The sequence below is a fragment of the Lachnoclostridium sp. Marseille-P6806 genome (assembly GCF_964238185.1).
Classification (GTDB): domain Bacteria; phylum Bacillota; class Clostridia; order Lachnospirales; family Lachnospiraceae; genus Brotaphodocola.
Window position 1 is genome coordinate 120,975 of sequence record NZ_CAXSLG010000006.1, and the last position, 19,177, is coordinate 140,151.

Annotated in this window: 18 protein-coding genes and 1 riboswitch; of the genes, 3 read left to right on the forward strand and 15 right to left on the reverse strand. The window is 45.7% G+C overall.

The window, feature by feature from the left end; genetic code table 11:
- Positions 1-102: 102 nt before the first annotated feature.
- The 9 genes from purB to ACESON_RS09490 all read right to left on the reverse strand — a co-directional run bounded on the left by purB (position 103) and on the right by ACESON_RS09490 (position 9,955).
- Positions 103-1,533, reverse strand: a complete 1,431-nt coding sequence (gene purB / locus ACESON_RS09450) for an adenylosuccinate lyase (protein ID WP_177959327.1) — start codon at positions 1,531-1,533, stop codon at positions 103-105.
- 222 nt (positions 1,534-1,755) lie between these two features.
- Complete coding sequence (locus tag ACESON_RS09455; RefSeq protein WP_177959326.1) at positions 1,756-2,025, reverse strand: hypothetical protein; 270 nt, start codon at positions 2,023-2,025, stop codon at positions 1,756-1,758.
- An 83-nt stretch (positions 2,026-2,108) separates the two neighbouring features.
- Positions 2,109-2,789, reverse strand: coding sequence for a GNAT family N-acetyltransferase (locus ACESON_RS09460; protein ID WP_177959335.1), 681 nt, complete (start codon positions 2,787-2,789; stop codon positions 2,109-2,111).
- A 314-nt stretch (positions 2,790-3,103) separates the two neighbouring features.
- A complete protein-coding gene (locus ACESON_RS09465) occupies positions 3,104-3,478 on the reverse strand; it encodes a hypothetical protein (RefSeq protein WP_177959325.1) in 375 nt (124 codons plus the stop codon).
- A gap of 86 nt (positions 3,479-3,564) precedes the next feature.
- Complete coding sequence (dapB, locus tag ACESON_RS09470; RefSeq protein WP_177959324.1) at positions 3,565-4,329, reverse strand: 4-hydroxy-tetrahydrodipicolinate reductase; 765 nt, start codon at positions 4,327-4,329, stop codon at positions 3,565-3,567.
- A gap of 112 nt (positions 4,330-4,441) precedes the next feature.
- Positions 4,442-5,329 carry a 4-hydroxy-tetrahydrodipicolinate synthase gene (dapA, locus tag ACESON_RS09475; protein WP_373109482.1) on the reverse strand — a complete coding sequence of 296 codons (888 nt, stop codon included), beginning with the start codon at positions 5,327-5,329 and terminating at the stop codon, positions 4,442-4,444.
- Between the two features lie 125 nt (positions 5,330-5,454).
- Positions 5,455-5,629: riboswitch (Lysine riboswitch) on the reverse strand.
- Between the two features lie 101 nt (positions 5,630-5,730).
- Positions 5,731-7,080, reverse strand: coding sequence for an FtsX-like permease family protein (locus ACESON_RS09480; RefSeq protein ID WP_177959321.1), 1,350 nt, complete (start codon positions 7,078-7,080; stop codon positions 5,731-5,733).
- A gap of 181 nt (positions 7,081-7,261) precedes the next feature.
- Positions 7,262-9,064 carry a COG1361 S-layer family protein gene (locus ACESON_RS09485; protein WP_373109483.1) on the reverse strand — a complete coding sequence of 601 codons (1,803 nt, stop codon included), beginning with the start codon at positions 9,062-9,064 and terminating at the stop codon, positions 7,262-7,264.
- 54 nt (positions 9,065-9,118) lie between these two features.
- Positions 9,119-9,955 (reverse strand): ATP-binding cassette domain-containing protein, encoded by an 837-nt coding sequence (locus ACESON_RS09490; RefSeq protein ID WP_177959267.1) that lies wholly within the window; start codon positions 9,953-9,955, stop codon positions 9,119-9,121.
- A 228-nt stretch (positions 9,956-10,183) separates the two neighbouring features.
- Here ACESON_RS09490 and pyrB point away from each other — a divergent pair, with 228 nt between their 5' ends.
- Positions 10,184-11,107 (forward strand): aspartate carbamoyltransferase, encoded by a 924-nt coding sequence (gene pyrB / locus ACESON_RS09495; protein WP_373109485.1) that lies wholly within the window; start codon positions 10,184-10,186, stop codon positions 11,105-11,107.
- Entirely contained in the window at positions 11,101-11,535 is a 435-nt protein-coding gene (locus tag ACESON_RS09500; RefSeq protein ID WP_373109487.1) for an aspartate carbamoyltransferase regulatory subunit, read from the forward strand. The genes pyrB and ACESON_RS09500 overlap by 7 nt, the downstream gene beginning before the upstream one ends.
- Positions 11,536-11,608: 73 nt before the next feature.
- On the opposite strand, the gene ACESON_RS09505 is transcribed toward ACESON_RS09500, so the two are convergent.
- Together ACESON_RS09505 and ACESON_RS09510 are read right to left on the reverse strand one after the other, a co-directional pair.
- On the reverse strand, positions 11,609-12,277 hold the full coding sequence (locus ACESON_RS09505; protein ID WP_373109489.1) for an HAD family hydrolase: 669 nt from the start codon (positions 12,275-12,277) through the stop codon (positions 11,609-11,611).
- 143 nt (positions 12,278-12,420) lie between these two features.
- Positions 12,421-14,118 (reverse strand): phosphoenolpyruvate carboxykinase (ATP), encoded by a 1,698-nt coding sequence (locus ACESON_RS09510; protein ID WP_177959263.1) that lies wholly within the window; start codon positions 14,116-14,118, stop codon positions 12,421-12,423.
- A 266-nt stretch (positions 14,119-14,384) separates the two neighbouring features.
- Here ACESON_RS09510 and ACESON_RS09515 point away from each other — a divergent pair, with 266 nt between their 5' ends.
- Positions 14,385-15,443, forward strand: a complete 1,059-nt coding sequence (locus ACESON_RS09515) for a pectinesterase family protein (RefSeq protein WP_373109491.1) — start codon at positions 14,385-14,387, stop codon at positions 15,441-15,443.
- A 103-nt stretch (positions 15,444-15,546) separates the two neighbouring features.
- On the opposite strand, the gene ACESON_RS09520 is transcribed toward ACESON_RS09515, so the two are convergent.
- The 4 genes from ACESON_RS09520 to ACESON_RS09535 form a co-directional block, all read right to left on the reverse strand.
- Positions 15,547-16,398, reverse strand: a complete 852-nt coding sequence (locus ACESON_RS09520; protein WP_373109493.1) for a cell wall hydrolase — start codon at positions 16,396-16,398, stop codon at positions 15,547-15,549.
- Positions 16,399-16,859: 461 nt separating this feature from the next.
- Positions 16,860-17,357, reverse strand: a complete 498-nt coding sequence (gene ybaK / locus ACESON_RS09525) for a Cys-tRNA(Pro) deacylase (protein ID WP_373109494.1) — start codon at positions 17,355-17,357, stop codon at positions 16,860-16,862.
- Positions 17,358-17,366: 9 nt separating this feature from the next.
- On the reverse strand, positions 17,367-18,635 hold the full coding sequence (locus ACESON_RS09530) for an aconitase/3-isopropylmalate dehydratase large subunit family protein (RefSeq protein WP_177959259.1): 1,269 nt from the start codon (positions 18,633-18,635) through the stop codon (positions 17,367-17,369).
- A 16-nt stretch (positions 18,636-18,651) separates the two neighbouring features.
- Complete coding sequence (locus ACESON_RS09535) at positions 18,652-19,143, reverse strand: 3-isopropylmalate dehydratase (protein WP_177959258.1); 492 nt, start codon at positions 19,141-19,143, stop codon at positions 18,652-18,654.
- Positions 19,144-19,177 lie beyond the last annotated feature (34 nt).

Sequence of the window (19,177 nt, forward strand, 5' to 3'; positions counted from 1 at the left end):
AACGCTGTCTTCTGCTGCTGACAGGCATCAGACACAAACCTGTCATCGTTTCAATTGTTTTCTGTCATCACATTCTTCCGCCAAACAGGAAGAACAGTCCGATTACACGTTAATCTCTGCTGTCATTCCCAGGATTTCCTGATTCTCCTCCAGAATTGGACGAATCACTTCCTCCAGGAATTCCTCAACCTGCTGCGGAGCGCGTCCGACATATCTGGACGGCTCCATACATGCCTGCAGCTCTTCTATGGTCAGTCCAAAGGCCGGATCTGCAGCAATCAGCTCCAGAAGGTTATTATCCAGTCCTCTTTCCTTTACATTCTTTCCAGCTTCCATAGAAAGCTGACGAATCCGCTCATGAAGCTCCTGACGGTCTCCTCCTGCCTTGACAGCATCCATCATAATGTTTTCCGTTGCCATAAAGGGCAGTTCTGCCATGAAGTGCTTCTCAATTACCTTTGGATATACAACCAGTCCGTCAACCACATTCAGATACAGATCCAGAATGCCGTCTACAGCCAGAAAGCCCTCCGGAATGCTGAGGCGTTTATTAGCGGAATCATCCAGAGTACGCTCAAACCACTGAGTAGAAGCTACCAGCATAGGATTCATCACATCACTCATAACATAATTAGACAGAGATGCAATCCGCTCACTGCGCATCGGATTCCGCTTGTATGCCATAGCAGAAGAACCAATCTGATTTTTCTCAAAGGGCTCTTCCACTTCTTTCAGATGCTGAAGCAGGCGAATATCATTAGAGAACTTATGTGCACTCTGTGCAATGCCTGCCAGTACATTCAGTACTCTGGTATCTACTTTTCTGGAATAGGTCTGGCCAGAAACAGGATAACAGCTGGTAAAGCCCATCTTCTCTGCAATCATCTGATCAGCCTTGCGGCATTTTGCATGATCGCCCTCAAACAGTTCCAGGAAACTGGCCTGAGTACCGGTAGTTCCCTTGGAGCCCAAAAGCTTCATATTCGCCAGCACATGATCCAGATCCTCCAGATCCAGGCAAAGCTCATTCAGCCACAGCGTTGCCCGTTTTCCAACCGTTGTAGGCTGTGCCGGCTGGAAGTGGGTAAATGCCAGCGTCGGCTGATTTTTATATTTATCTGCAAATTTCGCCAGCTCTGCCATCACATTGATCAGTTTTTTGCGAACCAGCTTAAGTCCCTCTGTCATAATAATAATATCTGTGTTGTCTCCTACATAGCAGGAGGTAGCTCCCAGGTGAATAATTCCCTTTGCCTTGGGGCACTGCTGACCGTAAGCATATACATGAGACATTACATCATGACGAACAAGGCGCTCACGCTCCTTTGCCACATCGTAGTTGATATCATCTGCATGAGCCTTCAGCTCGTCAATCTGCTCCTGGCTTACCGGCAGTCCCAGCTCATGCTCGGTCTCTGCGAGAGCAATCCAGAGTCTTCTCCAGGTTCTGAATTTTTTATCCGGAGAAAAAATGTACTGCATTTCCCGACTGGCATAACGCTCAGACAGGGGGCTTTGATATCTGTCGTTCATAAGAACCTCCCGTTTATGATTAATTTGCAGCGCAATTCCAAATCCTGTCCTATATAAAAACAGGCCCTGGAATCTGCGCCGTGATAATAGGATTTCTGGCACAGTTATAAGTTAAATATATAAAAGACCATCTTTTCAGAAGAAATTATAATTCATCAAATCTGTAAATGCAAGAGCTTCTTTTATTATATTCCCTAATGACAGAGGACTTTTTCCCGCCGACTATTCCATTGGTGCTGCATTCTCCTGAATTCTTCGGTAAAACTGAACCTCCAGGGTTTCCGGAACAAAACGAATACCGTAAATCTCCCGTTCTCCATCGCCATCTGGGATATCATGATTGCCCCATTCCAGAAAACATCCCGTTTCTCTCCGGATCAGCTCTGCCCCTGTTTCCCGAATCCACTGCTGTCCAGAAAACACAAGAAGCTCCATGCACAGCGCTGCAGCCAGCCACCGGCAAAGGTTCCCACAGGCTCCTCTCCTGCCCATGCCTCTGGCAGCCGCATAAAGAGCCCGTTTCCTCCATTCCCGATCCTTTTTCCGCCACCGATATGTTTTTCGCTCTTTTTTTCTTATAAAGAGAACCTCCTTTCTTCTTTCAAAATCTCTTTCCGTTCCAGTTCCTCTCTCACGGATTCAAAAGGAATGATCGGCGGCTGATTTTTCACATGCTGTCCGATGTGCTTTTCCATCCATACCATGTGATACCACCGTTCAAATTTATATCCGCACTGAAGAAACTCTCCAACCATCCGGTACCCAAGCTTTTCGTGAAACCTCACACTGTCCAGAGTAAGGTATTCGTCCTCCTGCTCCGGATAAGCAATACAGGCATTCAAATTCAGAATATGCTGTGCAGCCAGCGCTTCCTCCAGGGCTCCGTACAGCTTTTTGCCAATTCCATTTCCCTTTTCTGTCCGGCAAACGTAAATACTCGTCTCCACAGCCCAGTCATAAGCTGCTCTCTCCTTAAAAGGAGAGGCATAGGCATAGCCAACAATTTTTCCATCTTTCCAGGCTGCAAGATAGGGATATCTCTTTTGAATTCTGCGAACCCTTTCCTGAAATTCTTCCAGAGACGGAACCTGATATTCAAAGGTAATAGCTGTTTCTTCCACATACGGCTTATAAATTTCCAGCAGTCTTTGTGTATCCTCAGCAGAGACTGTCTTAATAAAAACCCCTGCCCTTTCTGTTCGGGAAACTGCTCCTTCCAGACTTGCCTCAGCCCCGTCTTCATTGTATCTTGTCATCTTCACCTTATGTTCCTCCCCTGTGCCCTTTTTCGATTACCGAAAAGCACTTGTCTTTCGTATGCCTAATCTTACCACAAACAAATCCTGCTGTCTATTCTCACTGTATGGTTTCTGAGAAAGAAAATCGCCTGCAAGCTTCTATGCCTGTCTCAGGCCGCTTCTGCAAAAAATCTTCTTTCAACACAGGGAATCTGCACTTTTGTGGCTACCTGGCAGTTGATGTTTCACAGCAACAAAAGAACAGACAGAAGCATAGCCGCTTTCTGTCTGTTCCCTCTTATAAGCTGCTGTCGAAAACAACTTCCGTTTTTTTACTGAGCAGTTCCGGTCTCCGACATAGATGTCTCTCCCGTTATCTCATCCACGCCCTTTTCCACATCGTGAATCAGGCCGTCAATCACGCCCCCGCCGGTCGTCTCCTCCATCCGGCTTCCATCTGCATTTGAACCATCCTTTCCACCTACCATAGAGGTTCCGCCGTTTCCCCCGCTCATTCCTGCGCCTCCTGTTTCTCTTTCAGCGCCGGAGGAGCCTGCCTCAAAGGAGGTTTCCTCATAGGAAGAGGGACTTCCGGTAGACGTACCTGTTTCATTCCCGCTTCCCTTATCCTGATTTACACATCCGGTCATTCCCAGCACAGCAAAGACAAGAAGCATTGCACAGCAAGACACTCTGACTTTCTTCATAACCATATTCTCCTTTCTGCTTGTTGTGATTAGTATAAGGAGAATTTCTGTTTTTATTCGTAACTGTTCATGACGGGGAATCTACTTTAGGAAGCTGCGTTAATCACATCTGCCATAGTGTAAAGTCCCGGTTCTTTTCCTGCCAGAAATACAGCTGCCTCCAAAGCGCCTTTTCCAAAAATTGCTTTGGAATATGCAGTATGAGAAAAGGTAATCACCTCATCCTTTCCTGCAAAAATCACCTCATGCTCTCCTACAATAGAGCCCCCGCGTACTGCAGAAATTCCGATTTCTTTTTCATCTCTCTTCTCCCGTTTCTGGCTTCTGTCATAAACATAGTGGTACTGACCATCCATTGCCTCATTGATGGAATCTGCCAGAGCCAGAGCTGTTCCGCTGGGTGCATCCACCTTCTGATTGTGATGCTTTTCCACAATTTCCATATCAAAACCTGCTCCCGCCAGAACCTTTGCCGCATCCTGAAGAAGCTTTAACAGTGTATTAATTCCCAGAGACATATTGGCCGAACGAAGAATTGCCGTCTTTTCGCTGGTTTCCTTCACTTTCCGCAGCTGTTCCTCAGAAAGTCCTGTCGTGCAGAGCACCAGAGGCATTTTCTTTTCGCCGCAGTAATCCAGCAAATGATCTACTGCCTTTGCAGACGCAAAATCGACAATCACATCAGCCTCAACATTGCATGCTTCCAGAGAAGAAAATACTGGGTATCCCAAGGAATCCTCTTCTTTTAAATCCACACCTGCCACGATTTCAATTTCCTTCATATCTTTTGCCAGTCCGGTAATCGTATGTCCCATTGCTCCGCCGCAGCCATGCATAATCATTCTTATCATTGTTCTTTCCTCCGTTTTTTATACCTGCTTCTAAAAATCAGACCATTCTTCTGTTCTTTTCTTCAAATTTCAGCGAAGCCCCGGACAAAAATCCGGGGCAGACTGAATGTTCTTATTTTAAAATACCATATTCACGCATCGCTTTTGCAAGACGTTCCTGATTCTGTTCCTCCATAGTGGTCAGAGGCAGACGCATAGGGCCTACTTCCTTTCCCATCAGATTCATAGCTGCCTTTACAGGAATCGGATTCACCTCGCAGAACAGAGCATTGATTAAAGGCAGAGCCTCCAGCTGCATCCGACGGCTGGTTTCCACATCTCCACGGAAGAAGGAAGCACAGATCTCATGGGTCTGTCTGGGAGCTACATTGGACAGAACAGAAATTACACCCTTTCCACCCATAGCCAGAAGGGGAACGATCTGATCATCATTGCCGGAATAGACATCGATCTCTCCTCCAGACAGGTGCATAATTTCTGCAATTGCCGAGAAATCTCCGCTGGCCTCTTTCACTCCTACAATATTGGGAACCTCTCTGCAGAGCGTTACAATCGTCTCCGGCTTCATGGTTACGCCGGTACGTCCTGGAATGTGATACAGAATAACCGGAATAGAAACAGCGTTTGCAATTGTGGTAAAATGCTGGATCAGGCCCTTCTGTGTTGCTTTGTTGTAATAAGGAGTTACAACTAAAAGTCCGTCAGCTCCTGCCTTTTCAGCAGCGATTGACTTGGAAACTGCTTCTCTGGTACAGTTTGAACCAGTTCCTGCAATCACCGGAATTCTGTGATTTACTTTTTTACAGATGAAACGGATAACCTCGTCATCCTCCTCATGGGTCATCGTAGAAGATTCTCCGGTTGTTCCACATGCAATAATGGCATCTGTGCCTCCTGCAATCTGCTCCTCAACCAGCTCCTCCAGCTTTTCAAAATTTACCTCTCCATTTTCCTTAAAGGGAGTAATCAGCGCTACGCCTGCTCCTTCAAAAATAGCCATAATATTTTCCTCCTTCTTTCCTGTCTGTCAAAATGGGAAACCTTTTATCAGGCAAAACTTCTATCAGGCAAAAAATGAGGGCCGACAGTTCTGGTCAGCCCTTAAAGTCCAAAATCATACATCTGGCTTTAAGTAGCTCTCCATCCGCCAGGATGACAGTCATACAGTTCTTCACCATACACCCAGATTCCCAAGCCCAGCAGCTTTGAAAATCTTCGGCGCCCACCCTTTCCGGTATCTTCTTCTGTCACTGGAACATCCGACACCTTACTCATGCTTCGCGCAACCTCTACTTGCCTAATTTCTTTTTATATTATCATTATTCCCTGGAAATGTCAACGAATTCAGCAGAATTCCATTTCTGATTTCCGCCCTGTCATAAGCCTTCATCCAATCGCCCGCTACTCATTGCGGATTGCCGCAAGCGGACTTAGCTTCATGGCTCGCAGAGCTGGGAAAAATCCTGCCGCCATTCCCACCAGAACAGCAAATCCAATGGCTGCCCCGGACAGCCAGACCGGAATACGGGAAATATCCCCTGCCTGACCAGTCATCATCTGTCCAATCTGCAAAAAGCGGTTGACCAGGAAGGATACCCCGTAGCTGAAGGCTACGCCAATGATTCCTCCCATAAACCCGATAAAACCAGATTCAATCAGAAACATATTCCGAATTACTCCCATATCGCAGCCCAGAACCTTCATAATACCAATCTCCTTTGTCCGCTCATAAATAGACATCATCATCGTATTGGCAATTCCGATTGCTGCGACAAAAAGGGAGACTGCTCCGATTCCGCCCAACACAGCCTGAATCATACCCGACTGCTTTTCCGACTGTTCCATCCAGTCCGCACGGCTGGAGGCCTGAAATCCCATATCCGTCAGCTGCTTCTGCACCTCTGTCACGTACTCCATTTCATCCACATTGACAATACAGCCGCTGTAAATAAAATATGGATACGGTTTTCCTTTTTTATTGGTAGGCTGCCCGGGAATCGGTTTTTTCTTAAATACCCGTTTCAGCTGAGCCTCCAGCAAATCCAGCCTTGCATAGACAGAATACGCGTGATCGTTGTATTCGTTTACTTCTCCTTCCACCACTCCTGCAGCCGGAATCATATACTTTTTCGGCATTTTAGGAGCGTCTTCACCTCCGGACATAGACGAGTAGTAGGTTTCCACATCAAAAATCACAAACATGGGTTTTCCCATAAAATCCACGTCCGGCAGTTCCCCGGTTTCCCAGTACTGACTTCCTGATTTTCCATCAGAAAACCACTGGATAACCGAGTTTCCGTAAATCAGCTGCAGACTCTTATCTCCGGGTGAAGGTACTTGCCCCTGAGCCAGATTGATCTCCCGCATATACTCCAGCGGCACCCCTGTCAGAGTCATCCCTGCTTTGTATTTGCCCTGAATCATCATAGTCTGAATTTCCAGCTTCGGATAAACACTCTTCACATGCTCAATCTGTTTCATCTGGGCTATGGTATCTTCTGTCAAATAAAGGCTCTCGTCCTCCTCAGCTCCTCCTCCCTCCCAATAATTTTCACTGAACACCTCGATCGCTGTCAGACTTCCATAAGAACTGATCAGTTCTCTGTTCAATTCATTCAGTCCGATTCCCAGGGATACCATCACAACGATGGAAGCCGTACCGATAATAACGCCCAGAACAGTCAGAGCAGTCCGAAGTTTCCGCCGCCTCAGATTGTTCAGACTCATAGTCAGCAAATCCCCAAATTTCATGTTTTCTTCCTCACCGTCTGATATTTTATCTGTAACAGTTCAGCCTTGCGAGGCTTCAGACAGGAAAACTCGTTGAAAGTTTTCTTTCATAAGAGTTTTGATGCCTGAATCCACATAAGGCAGACACCTAAAGCTTCTTGTCCGCTGCCAAACCAGTCTTTCTGTCATACTTCTATTTTTCTTACAGTTCATCATCCTCCTGCTCTTCCTGCTCTTTCCGGCGTTTTCTGCTGCGCACAGCAATTCCTGCCAAAATCAAGGTCAAAACTGCAACTGCCCCTAAAGAAACCGGAAGCAGAACACTGCTGTACTTTTCCAAAAATCCCGGCTCCTCCATCGGAAGCTCGTCCATACCTCCCCCCATCATCTCATCCTCTGCGGGCATAGGATCAGAAACAAAAAGATTCATTTCTTTATGCTCTTCTGAAATTTCACCGTTTTCATCCTCATAGGAGATCGTCACTTTAATTTTTCCTTCGTCTGCCGTCGGAGCTGTACCTGTCACCATACAATCCACATTGCCAGTTTCTCCCGGCTTAATATTTCCTACATAGGTATCTGTAGTCTGAATAGAATCTGCCTCAAACTTTACCATTACATTATACAAAGTTACCTTGCCTGTATTATTAATGCCGAACATCACATTACTTTCTTCTCCCACCGAAATAGCTTCCGGCATAATCTCAAACGTACCTGTATTGAGACGTGGAATCTGACGAATCGGAATATCTACATTCATCGTCTCCTCTGCATTTTTAAACTCCGGGCTGTCATATTTTGCCTTAAAGGTAAGGCCATAAGAACGCTGATCCACACCTGCCCGTGAAGAAAGACGCAGGCGAACCTCCTGGCTCTGTCCTGCCCCCAGGGAACTGATTGATACAGAAGAGGAACCTGCCTCTGTAGAAAAAACGGGACTTTCTGATGCCTTCTCAGATTCTACTGTCATCAGAATATCCGATGCCGGTACACTGCTGGAAGCATTCTTCACATTTAAAATCAGCTCAAAGGCTTCTCCTGCCACAATCATCTCCGGGTTCGTAGCAAATCCATCAATAATCAAACGAGCCTTCGTTCTGTCATGCTCATTGAATTCCTCATACTCATCCTCTTTTTCTTTGTTATGTATCCGCACATAAAACTTGGTTTCATAATTGGCAAGCTCGCTGCCTGTAGAGCTGTCAGAATAATAAATCTTCATGGAAATAGGATAATATCCCGTATAGGTATCCTCCCGAATTGCAAAGCTGTAATCCAGGGACACAGTCTCGTCAACAGCAATTTTTTCAAACATTCTGTCATAGTTTGCATCGTTAATTTCAAAAGGAAATTTGGTACTGTCCGGATCCAGAATCATGCTGGCTTTTACGTTATATACGGTTGCCGGGCTGTTATTTCTCAGATTGATGGAAAAGTTCATCACATTGGGATAAACTCCATCGGGAGTGCTCTGTCCCTCTCCGAGAACAAAATCATAAGTATGATTCTCATCATCCTCATTATCTGTCCCGGTTCCCTTGCTAATCCAGATTTGGAGATCTTCGTATCCCAGCTGCTCAAAACCGCCCTCGCTGACCTTACGCAGCACTACAACCGGCACCTTGTAATATCCTTCTGTCAGATCGTTTCTTACCCTTCCGCTCAAAGACACACTTTTTTTCCCATCCAGAGTTCCTACACGTTTCGGTTTCTCTCTGTCATGAAGAGAACCTGTTACCTCAAATGGGAAGGAGTAGCCATACTGCATATCTTCCTCTGTCTCGTCCCAGATCTCTCCTCCAGTCACATCAAATCCGATATAAATTTCTTCCAGCTTCGAACTGCTTTCAATGGAAAAGGAAACGGTCATATTTTTCCCCGTCTTCCCTCGTGCAATCTTATCTGATGTAATGGATACCTGTGCTGCAAAGGTCGGAACCGGCACTGCAAGTATCATCAACATCACTGCCATACACATGGCGAGTCTGCGTTTTAACTGTTTCATGCTTTTTCTACCCTCTTCTTTCCTTGTTTTCTTCCCCTTCACGGGTCATTTTCCTCATTCTGTTTTTCCACCGGCAGGCTCTCCCTCATTCTGGCCTATCGGCTGATTCTCCGACGCATCTTTTTCTTCCGTCTCACTCGTTCTTTTTTCTGTCAAAATTCCGTCTGTCTCATCCTCTCCTTCATCAGGATGATGATTTTCTTCAATTTTGAAAATCTTTCCGTCTACAATATGAAACTGTCGATCTGCAAAGCCTGCAATATAATTGTCATGGGTAACCATAACCAACGTCTGATTTTGTTCCCGGACAATCTGCCGCATCAGCTTCAGCACCTCCCTGGTTGTTTTAGAATCCAGATTTCCCGTAGGCTCGTCCGCAAAAATAATCTTCGGATTCACCACAAGAGCTCTGGCTATACCTACGCGCTGCTGCTGGCCTCCTGACATGGCATTTGCCATATGCTTCGCCTGCTTTTCCAGGCCAACCAGCTTCAGATATTTCATAGCCTTTTTATTCCTCACATGCTTTGGAACCCCACGAAACGACAAGGGAAATGCCACATTCTCTACTGCATTCATCGTCTGCAGCAGATTGTAGGACTGAAAAATAAATCCCACATGATCTCTTCGAAAAGCCACCAGCTGATTCTCATTCATTCGCTCCATATGCTTTCCTGCAATCACAATCTCGCCCTTTGACGGCTTTTCCAATCCGGCCAGCATATTCAGCAGCGTCGATTTTCCGGAACCAGAAGGACCTACAATTGCACAGAACTCGCCTTTATACATGGTAAAATCCACTCCATTTAAGGCATAGACCTTATTCGTTCCGACTTTATATATTTTATACAAATCTTTTACCTGAATAATCGGTATTCTCTCTGCCCCCATATAACCTCCGCTCAGACAGCTCTCCCTCTATTGGTTCTGTCTAAAAACAGTATACACGATCTTGACCATTCATGCATAACATTTTTCTTAATCTTCTTTAAATAGTCATTACATCTATTTTAGACTTTCTGAAGACGAAAAAAGTTTCACTTTTTTCAAAAAAAGACTGGAAATCCTTCTCAGAATCATATATAATATTGTCCAAACGAATAAAAAAGGAGATACGCCATGAGACACATGTTAAACCCATTGGATTTTTCAGTAGAAGAAATCGATCAGCTTTTATCATTGGCTTCTGATATTGAACATCACCTTTCCCAATATGCTCACGTTTGTGACGGCAAGATATTAGCTACTTTATTTTATGAACCAAGTACAAGAACCCGCCTCAGTTTTGAATCTGCTATGTTGCATCTGGGTGGCAGCGTACTTGGTTTTTCTTCGGCCAATTCCAGTTCTGCTGCAAAAGGAGAAAGCGTAGCGGATACCATCCGAACCGTATCCTGCTATGCAGATATTGCTGCTATGCGCCATCCCAAAGAGGGATCTGCCCTGGTCGCTTCTATGGCTTCTAACATTCCGGTAATCAATGCCGGTGACGGCGGACATCAGCATCCCACCCAGACTCTGACCGATTTGATGACTATCCGCTCTCTCACCGGACGCCTGGACAATATGACTATCGGTCTCTGCGGTGACTTAAAATTCGGCCGTACCGTCCACTCTCTGATTGAAGCAATGGTGCGCTACCCCAATGTAAAATTTGTCCTGATTGCTCCAGATGAGCTGAAGGTTCCCAGCTACATCCGCGATGATGTATTAAAAGCACATAATATAGAATTCAAAGAAGTAAACAGTCTGGATGCAGCCATGCCGGAGCTGGACATCCTTTACATGACCCGTGTTCAGAAGGAACGTTTCTTTAACGAAGAGGACTATATTCGCTTGAAGGACAGCTATATTCTGAATAAAGAAAAAATGAAACTGGCCAAGGACAATATGTTTGTACTTCATCCCCTGCCTCGTGTCAATGAGATTTCCACAGAAGTGGACTCTGACCCAAGAGCAGCCTACTTTAAACAGGTACAGTACGGCATGTATGTGCGCATGGCTTTGATTATGACTTTACTGGAGGTGCAGAAACCATGTTAAATATCAGTGGATTGCAGGAAGGCGTTGTTTTAGACCACATTCAGGCAGGAAAAAGCCTGGACATCTACTATAACCTGGGATTGGATAAGCTGGACTGCCAGGTTGCAATTATCAAAAATGCCCGCAGCAACAAGATGGGACGCAAGGATATCATCAAGGTAGACGGCAATATTGAAACTCTGGATCTGAATGTTCTGGGTTATATTGACCATAACATTACCGTAAATATTATCCATGACAACAAGATTGTGGAGAAAAAATCCTTAAAGCTTCCACAGAAAATCACCAATGTCATCCGGTGCAAGAACCCGCGCTGCATTACCTCCATTGAGCAGGAGCTGCCACATATTTTCTATCTGGCTGATGAAGCTACAGAAACCTATCGCTGCATGTACTGCGAAGAAAAATACGGTAAGAAAAAACACTAAGATCAAAAAATCCGACAGAGAACCGGGGAATGGTTTTCTGCCGGATTTTTTTTGAAAATAAACAGCTCTTCCTTTACTCCTCTTCCAGCCACCGGATCAGAAGCTTTTCCAGATCCTCCACGGTTTCTGCCAGCGTGTCTGCTCCTGCTTCCTCTATCTCCCGACGGTCTCCGTATCCATAAAGAACACCGACAGACTGTATGTTGTTCTCTCTTGCGCCAAGAATATCATACTCTCTGTCTCCTACCATTCGCATCCTTGAAAGGCAGTCTTCAAGACCACAGGTTTCCAGTACATGGCGGATCACGTCTGCCTTTGCCGTCCGTTTTTCCTCCATAGTAGCGCCGCCCAGGAAATCAAAATACTTCATCAGATCGAAATGCTCTAAAATCTGTCTGGAAAACAGCTCCGGCTTGGATGTAGCTACCATCAAAACAGCTCCACTTTGTTTCAGATTCCCCAGCATTTCCCGAATTCCCGGATACACCTGGTTTTCAAACAGGCCCTTTTCACGGAAATATTCCCGGTAACGTTCTACCGCTTCCAGTGACTTTCTTTCATCAAATCCATAATATTTTGAAAAAGATCCGGCCAGGGGCGGTCCAACAAAAGCCCTCAGCGCATCTCTGTCATCAGCTTCTATGCCATAGCTTTTCAATGCATAAATCACCGAATTGATAATTCCATCTGCTGAGTCAGTCAGTGTTCCATCCAGATCAAACAAAATATATTTTTTCTCCATTTTTCTCCACCCCGCATTTGAGTACGAAAAGGGCCGGAGGACGTTTCCCTTTTAAAAAGAAACATTCTCCGGTCCTTTCTATTTTTCAGAACACATTCTATCTTTCTGAATCAGATTGAATCTGTTCTAAGCTTTTCTATATTTTAGTTCAGCTCATCAACTACCTTCTGGATTGCTGCCAGCGCATCATCCGGAAGCTTGTCGTAGCCGTCCTTCAGCTCAGCAAATGCCTTAATCTCATTGACACGGTCATTCATACGAGCTCTCAGCTGATCTACATACTCCTTGTCGTTCATATCCGGCACAAAGCCTTCCCAATCCATGATCTCGATATCAGAGAACGGACCCCACTGATGGAAATCTGCCTTCTTCTCAACAATTGCTTCCAGAATACCCAGAGTATCAGCCGGTTTTACCTTCTTGCCCATGAAATCGCCGGTGTTGACAATGTAGCAGTCTACGTTCTTCACTTCAACCAGCTTTTTGAACTTCTCGTAGTCGTTGGACAGCGGGTAGGTACGGAACGGGTTTGCATAAGGAACTACAACCAGCTTGTTGGGATCTGCACCAGGAGCCAGACGCTCTGCGGAAGAACGCTTGGTAGCCAGGGTTGCGCCCATAACAGATGCCAGAGAAGCACCTTTCAGTTTTACTACCGGCGGAATGGTCGGGTCTTTCATAATCCAGAAAATAGCATTAACCGGAGACTCGATCTTGTCCACACGGTTCGGGGACCACAGTTTGGACTTGATAGCACGTCCGTTACCGTTACGGATATCCTCAGTTACCAGCTGAAGCTTGCCGTCCTCATCCAGAGTTGCGGAGCAGTTCTGTGCAGTCAGCAGATACTGGTTGTCCGGGCAGCCGGTGGGGTAGTCTGCAGTCTTATCGAAATAAGTCGGCTCCAGTGCGATAGATGCGCAGGTATCGGTATTGATGATAAATGCATCATCATGCAGAACCTTGATATCGTACTTGCCGCCATGCTTTGCATGAGTCAGAGTGGATTTTCCGGAGCCGGACAGTCCGTATACAGATGCAACGAACTTGCTGCCGTCAGCCAGGGTGTACTCTTTCTGTCCACCGTGGCAGGAAGCGTAGCCGTTGCGGTTTGCAATAGCCCATGCCATGGTCAGGGTACCCTTCTTGTGCTCACCAAAATATCTCATACCCAGAATGCAGGCGCAGTTGGTCTCGGTGTTAAAGTAGCACAGAGTCTTCTTCTGCGGGTCAGACAGGCAGTCCAGAGATACATTCGGACGATCGGAACCGTTCCACTGCGGATCGGAGAAAATGTAGATATCAGCTTCCTTGCCGTCGCCTACCGGCTTGGAATTCTTGTACATCTTTACATACTCATCAGACATATACTGGAAGTTCAGCATCCAGTTATACATAATATTCTCTTCGCCTTCCGGAATCAGCAGATGTGCCTTTACCATGAATTCCGGATCCAGGCCTACAAATACCTCTGCATGATACATGGTTTTCCAGCGGCTCTCATAAACAGCGTCCATAGCCACCAGATCCAGAGCAGCACAGTCTACTCCTGGCTCGCCGGAAATACGGCGTGCGGTAGCATAACGTCCAGTAATGGCGCCATCGTTAAATAACAGAACCTTTGCATCCTTGTCAAGACCGAACTCTTCACCTCTGTATACAGGCATATCGGTTACAATGGTTCCTGGAGAATTTTTTGCTAACTCATATGCTTCTTTTAAAGTATTTACTTTAATAACATTGTTGCCGTAGAAAGCAGCTTCGATAATGGATCTGGTTTTAGAAAAACCAGGCTTGCCTTTTCCGATTTCACTGATTGGATAGTACGCTTTTGTTGACATTCTACATCCTCCTTAATCTAAAAACTTCTTAAATCGAAATTTGTCTTCATTATCTCACTTTGTGAATTAAAAGTCAATATTTTCGGCAATAAAATATAAGAAAATTAATATAGGGGCAATAAGCTGTGCATTATGTATACAATATCTATTCTTTTGACAGAAAATATGATATACTCTCTTTGGAAGGCATCACAAATTTCGTTCTCTTTCACAGGCAGCTGCTTTCCCTGCCTGTCAGATTATTTTACAGAAAGCAGGAACCATTTATGAATCAGAATATCCAGAAAGAATATCACATTTCCCAAGACGGAAGCGGAGACTTTCGCAGTCTTTTTGAGGCGCTGTCAGCCCTGCAAAGCTCAGAATTTCCAGAAGAAGCCAATCAGGCAGAAAACCTGCCTGCAGCCCCGGATTTTCGAAGCTCAGGCGGAGATACAGAGCCGGTTGTACTTTTTCTTCATGCCGGAATTTACCGGGAGCGAATTGTCATTTTAAGACCGGGAATCACCATTATCGGAGACGATCCCCAAACTACTGTCATTACCGGCGGTCTCTATGCCCGAATGCCTATGGAAGATATTGGAAAACGCGGAACCTTCCGCACCTACTCCTGCCTCATTGCAGCTCACGACATCACCTTTAAAAATGTTACCTTTGAAAACAGCTCCGGAATAGGCCCTGACGTGGGACAGGCTCTGGCTCTGTACGCCGACGGAGATCGGCTTGTTTTTGAAAACTGCCGTTTTCTCGGCAATCAGGATACACTTTTTACAGCTCCTCTCCCGCCAAAAGAGATCGAGGCAAACGGCTTTGTAGGGCCGGGCCAAAAGCTTCCCAGAGTTTTCGGACGCCACTATTATAAAAACTGCTACCTGGAGGGAGACATTGATTTCATATTCGGCGGAGCAACCGCATATTTTGAAAACTGTGAACTGTTTTCAAAATATATTAACCGTCCGGTAAACAGCTATGTAACTGCCGCCTCTACTCCTCAGGGACAGCCCTACGGCTATGTTATGAAGGACTGCCGTTTTACAGGAAACTGCCCGCCTCACTCCGCCTATCTGGGACGCCCCTGGAGAGAATATGCCAAAACAGTTCTTTTAAATTGTTATATCGGAGAACATATCTGTGAGGAGGGATGGCATGACTGGAATAAAGAAGCTGCTCATGAAAACGCCCTGTATGCAGAATACGAAAGCACAGGCCCGTCCTCCGATATGAAAAAGCGCCCCGGCTGGGTGAAATCGCTCACGCCTGCCGAGGCTGCTTTCTATGTAAAATCTCTTGTTTTAAAGGGAAATGACGGGTGGAATCCAGCTTAAGCCACACACTTTTTGTACGGCACCTGAGTGCTGATTTTCGTCAAGCCCCTTCGTTTCCGGATGCCGGAGTAATTCCTTCAGGAGTGCTCCGGTTCTGCCGGCTTTATTTAAAAAATTCATGCTTTTCATGCTGAAACAGAAATGTGAGACTTCCATCAAACCAGCTTACATTTCTGGACCGGGAATGCTTCCGGTTCATAAAATACAAAGCCCCCTGAGAATAATCCTCTCCTTCCAGAGCCCGATTTACCGCCTCTACTGTTTTTTCTGAAACTCTGCATGTGCGCAGTCTTCCGTCAAACACTGGTGAAAACTGAGATTTCTGATAAACAACATCCGTAATGGTATTGGGAAATTCCTTGCTTTTTACCCGGTTTAACACCACATTTGCTACCAGAATCCTTCCTTTGGTATCACAGCCTCCTGCTTCTGCCTCTACAATCCGTGTCAGAACCTCATAATCCTGATCCGAATAATAAACCACAGCCGCCTGTCTTGCCGCTTCTTTTTCTGCCTGCCGTTTTTTCTCCTCTTCCACCTGACGGATTTCTTCTCTTGTTCGTTCTGTCACAGCAAGCCGTTCTTTTCTTGCTGCCTCTTTCTGCTGCAGTCCCTTCTCCAGCGTATCCCCCGCCAGCAGCTGACCGCTTCTCAGACTTTCTGCATTTGTCAGATGTAATTGTATCCTTGCTTCTGTAAGCACTGCGATTTCTTCCTCTTCCTTCACATCCTCCGTTTCCGGCTCCCCGCCGGAGGTTTCTGCGTATGCAGCCAGGGCATTGTGTCCTCCGCCGGAAAATCCTGCGGATGTAAATGTCATAACAGCCACAATCACTGTCCCTGATAAAATCACTGCTGAAGAACGGTATATCTGCTTGGTTACTGTAATGGCCGGAGCCATCAGAACCTTTACCAGCTGACAAACCGAATGAAGAAATGAGCATAATGAAGACATACAATACCCCTTTCTTTTCATCAAAATAAGCAATTCCCAAAATTCGCCATTTTTTTTGGCAAATTTAAAATCTGATTCCTAAAATTGCCCGTTTTGTAGTAACATCTGATATTATAGTGGGGGTATTACAAGAATGTCAAGAACCCGTTCATATTTTTGTGATAAATAACTTTTCGACTGAAAGCGACAATTGCAATTTTTGTATATAGTGCTTTATTTTTGTCTTTATTTCTTCTTGTTTTCATTCAATACTCTCATTTTAATATTACATAAATATTAAATTTTTGTTACATTTTCTTTTTCCTCTTTTTACAATGTCTCACATTTCACAGATATCGGACATTTCTTCTCCTTTTTTCCTCCTCTCCCCGTCCAGAACAGTTACTTTTGGAAAAAGGATCAAAATAAGAAAGAAGCCCGCACGAGCTTCTTTCTTATTTTCGATTTCTTTATACCCCTTCTCAATCCTGTACAAGACTGACAAAAGAGGCTCCCACATAATCCTTCAGCTTCTCCGGATTTATAATAATCTGGGCGCCTCGGACTCCGGCGCTGACTGCAATTTCATCAAACAGCACTGCCGTCTCTTCTATATAAGTAGGAAATTTCTTTTTCATTCCTATCGGAGAACAGCCGCCCCGAATATATCCGGTCACTGCAAGCAGATCCTTCATGGGAATCATCTCCACCTTCTTGTCTCCTGCTGCTCTTGCAGCCTTTTTTAAATCCAGCTCCTCTGCAACTGGAATACAGCAAACCAGATATCCTGTTTTTTCCCCTTTTAAAACCAAAGTTTTAAAGACTGTGTCCACATCCTGACCGAGAACTGCCGCCACATGAACTCCTGATAAATCATTCTCATCTACCGGATACTCCATGGAACGGTAGGGAATCCCTGCTGCATCCAAAAGGCGCATCACATTTGTTTTTTCTGTTTTTTCTGTTTTTCCTGTTTTCATGACGCTTCCTTATCTGACTGATTTTTCCACTGTCTGTGCAGAAACAATTTTTCCTGCCACAGCACAGGCTGCTGCCGTTGCGGGAGATGCCAGATAAATTTCCACCTTTGAGGTTCCCATACGCCCCAGGAAATTTCTGTTGTTTGTAGCTACAACCCGCTCTCCGTCACTTAAAATACCGCCGGTACGTCCACAGCATAGCCCACAGCCTGGATGGGTAATCACAGCTCCTGCTTCTGCAAGAACTTTCAGTATGCCCTGCTTTGCCGCTTCCTCATATACCTTCCGACTGGCCGGGGTCACAATCAGCTTTACAAAATCTGCTGTTTTCCTGCCCTTCAGAACCTGCGCTGCCGCTGCCAGATCCTCCAGACGTCCGTTGGTACAGGATCCGATAAAGACCTGATCAATGGCAATGCCCTCCAGTTCACTGACATCCCTGATTTTGTCCACCTGAGAAGGACATGCCATAACCGGAACAAAATCCTCTGCCCGGTAGGTCATTGTCTTAAAATAAGACGCATCCTCATCACTCTTTAACTGCTTCTGGAATTCATCCAGCCGGATATCACAGTATTCTGCCGTTTTTTCATCCGGTGAAAAGACCGCACACTTTGCTCCTGCTTCAATTGCCATATTAGCCATTGTCATCCTGCTAGAAACCGTCATGGCCTCCACTGCGCTGCCGGTAAATTCCAGACAACGGTAGGTCGCGCCGTCTGCCCCCAGATCTCCGATAATCCGAAGAATCACATCCTTTGACATGACACCCTCCGGCAGATTTCCTTCAATGCAGATCCGAATAGTCTCCGGCACCTTTACCCACAAAGTCCCCGTTCCCAGAATCGCCGCCATTTCCGTATAGCCAATTCCAGTAGAAAAAGCGCCCACGCAGCCGTAGGTTGTTGTATGGCTGTCGGTACCGAATACCACGTCTCCCGGCTTCACATAGCCAGCCTCTGTCATCAGCTGATGGCAGATTCCATCGCTTCTGTGGAGATTTTTAATTCCGTATTCTGCAGCAAAGGCATCGCCCACCCGGTAATGGCGGACATCATCCTGCTGACTGGCCGGAACCAGGTGATCATAAATCAGCACCACCTTATCCGGATCCCAGATTTTCGGAAATCCCATCTCTTTAAACTTTTCCACAATAAAGGGAATCATAATATCATCCAGCATCACCCGGTCTGCATGAACCGTTACAATGTCTCCCGGCTTCACAAAAGAAGCACCGATATTCCGGGCAATGATTTTTTCAATGATTGTCTGTCCCATAGAGCTTCTCTCCTTCTCAGTTCCGTCCGTTTCTTTTCTGCATGGCCTTCACAAGACCGCCTGCCTGAATAATTTCCACCAGATTGTCCGGCAGCGCTGCAATCGGGTAACGAGCTCCCTTATGCTCAATATCCTGATTTACCGTTACTGTAATCGTGTCTCCCTCTTCCACCGCATCCCGCAAATCCGGCTGTTCGATCAAAAGAAGCCCGTTATTAATAGAATTACGGAAAAAGATCCGGGCAAAGGATCTGGCAATAATACACCGGATTCCCAAGGCCTTAATCACCTCCGGCGCCTGCTCTCTTGAGGAGCCGCAGCCAAAATTTTTCCCTGCCACAATCATGTCTCCCGGCTGAATCTGTCCGGCCAGCTCCGGACGCAGGGGAGAAAAGCCGTACTGCTTCATATCCTCTATGGTTTTTAACGCAAGGTATTCGGTTGGAATAATAATATCTGTATCAATATCATCTCCCAGCACCCATACTCTTCCTGTAAACTGTTCCATATATTGTAGTCCTTCCTGTTTTGATTTCCGGTTT

Excerpts from the sequence above, each read along its gene's own strand:
- purB (WP_177959327.1), bottom strand. The coding sequence starts at position 1,533 with ATGAACGACAGATATCAAAGCCCCCTGTCTGAGCGTTATGCCAGTCGG.
- ACESON_RS09465 (WP_177959325.1), bottom strand. The coding sequence starts at position 3,478 with ATGAAGAAAGTCAGAGTGTCTTGCTGTGCAATGCTTCTTGTCTTTGCT.
- ACESON_RS09520 (WP_373109493.1), bottom strand. The coding sequence starts at position 16,398 with ATGTCTTCATTATGCTCATTTCTTCATTCGGTTTGTCAGCTGGTAAAG.
- dapB (WP_177959324.1), bottom strand. The coding sequence starts at position 4,329 with ATGATAAGAATGATTATGCATGGCTGCGGCGGAGCAATGGGACATACG.
- ACESON_RS09485 (WP_373109483.1), bottom strand. The coding sequence starts at position 9,064 with ATGAAACAGTTAAAACGCAGACTCGCCATGTGTATGGCAGTGATGTTG.
- ACESON_RS09455 (WP_177959326.1), bottom strand. The coding sequence starts at position 2,025 with ATGGGCAGGAGAGGAGCCTGTGGGAACCTTTGCCGGTGGCTGGCTGCA.
- ACESON_RS09535 (WP_177959258.1), bottom strand. The coding sequence starts at position 19,143 with ATGGAACAGTTTACAGGAAGAGTATGGGTGCTGGGAGATGATATTGAT.
- ACESON_RS09460 (WP_177959335.1), bottom strand. The coding sequence starts at position 2,789 with ATGACAAGATACAATGAAGACGGGGCTGAGGCAAGTCTGGAAGGAGCA.
- ACESON_RS09510 (WP_177959263.1), bottom strand. The coding sequence starts at position 14,118 with ATGTCAACAAAAGCGTACTATCCAATCAGTGAAATCGGAAAAGGCAAG.
- ACESON_RS09530 (WP_177959259.1), bottom strand. The coding sequence starts at position 18,635 with ATGGGACAGACAATCATTGAAAAAATCATTGCCCGGAATATCGGTGCT.
- ACESON_RS09500 (WP_373109487.1), top strand. The coding sequence starts at position 11,101 with ATGTTAAATATCAGTGGATTGCAGGAAGGCGTTGTTTTAGACCACATT.
- ACESON_RS09505 (WP_373109489.1), bottom strand. The coding sequence starts at position 12,277 with ATGGAGAAAAAATATATTTTGTTTGATCTGGATGGAACACTGACTGAC.
- pyrB (WP_373109485.1), top strand. The coding sequence starts at position 10,184 with ATGAGACACATGTTAAACCCATTGGATTTTTCAGTAGAAGAAATCGAT.
- ACESON_RS09480 (WP_177959321.1), bottom strand. The coding sequence starts at position 7,080 with ATGAAATTTGGGGATTTGCTGACTATGAGTCTGAACAATCTGAGGCGG.
- ACESON_RS09490 (WP_177959267.1), bottom strand. The coding sequence starts at position 9,955 with ATGGGGGCAGAGAGAATACCGATTATTCAGGTAAAAGATTTGTATAAA.
- dapA (WP_373109482.1), bottom strand. The coding sequence starts at position 5,329 with ATGGCTATTTTTGAAGGAGCAGGCGTAGCGCTGATTACTCCCTTTAAG.
- ybaK (WP_373109494.1), bottom strand. The coding sequence starts at position 17,357 with ATGAAAACAGGAAAAACAGAAAAAACAGAAAAAACAAATGTGATGCGC.
- ACESON_RS09515 (WP_373109491.1), top strand. The coding sequence starts at position 14,385 with ATGAATCAGAATATCCAGAAAGAATATCACATTTCCCAAGACGGAAGC.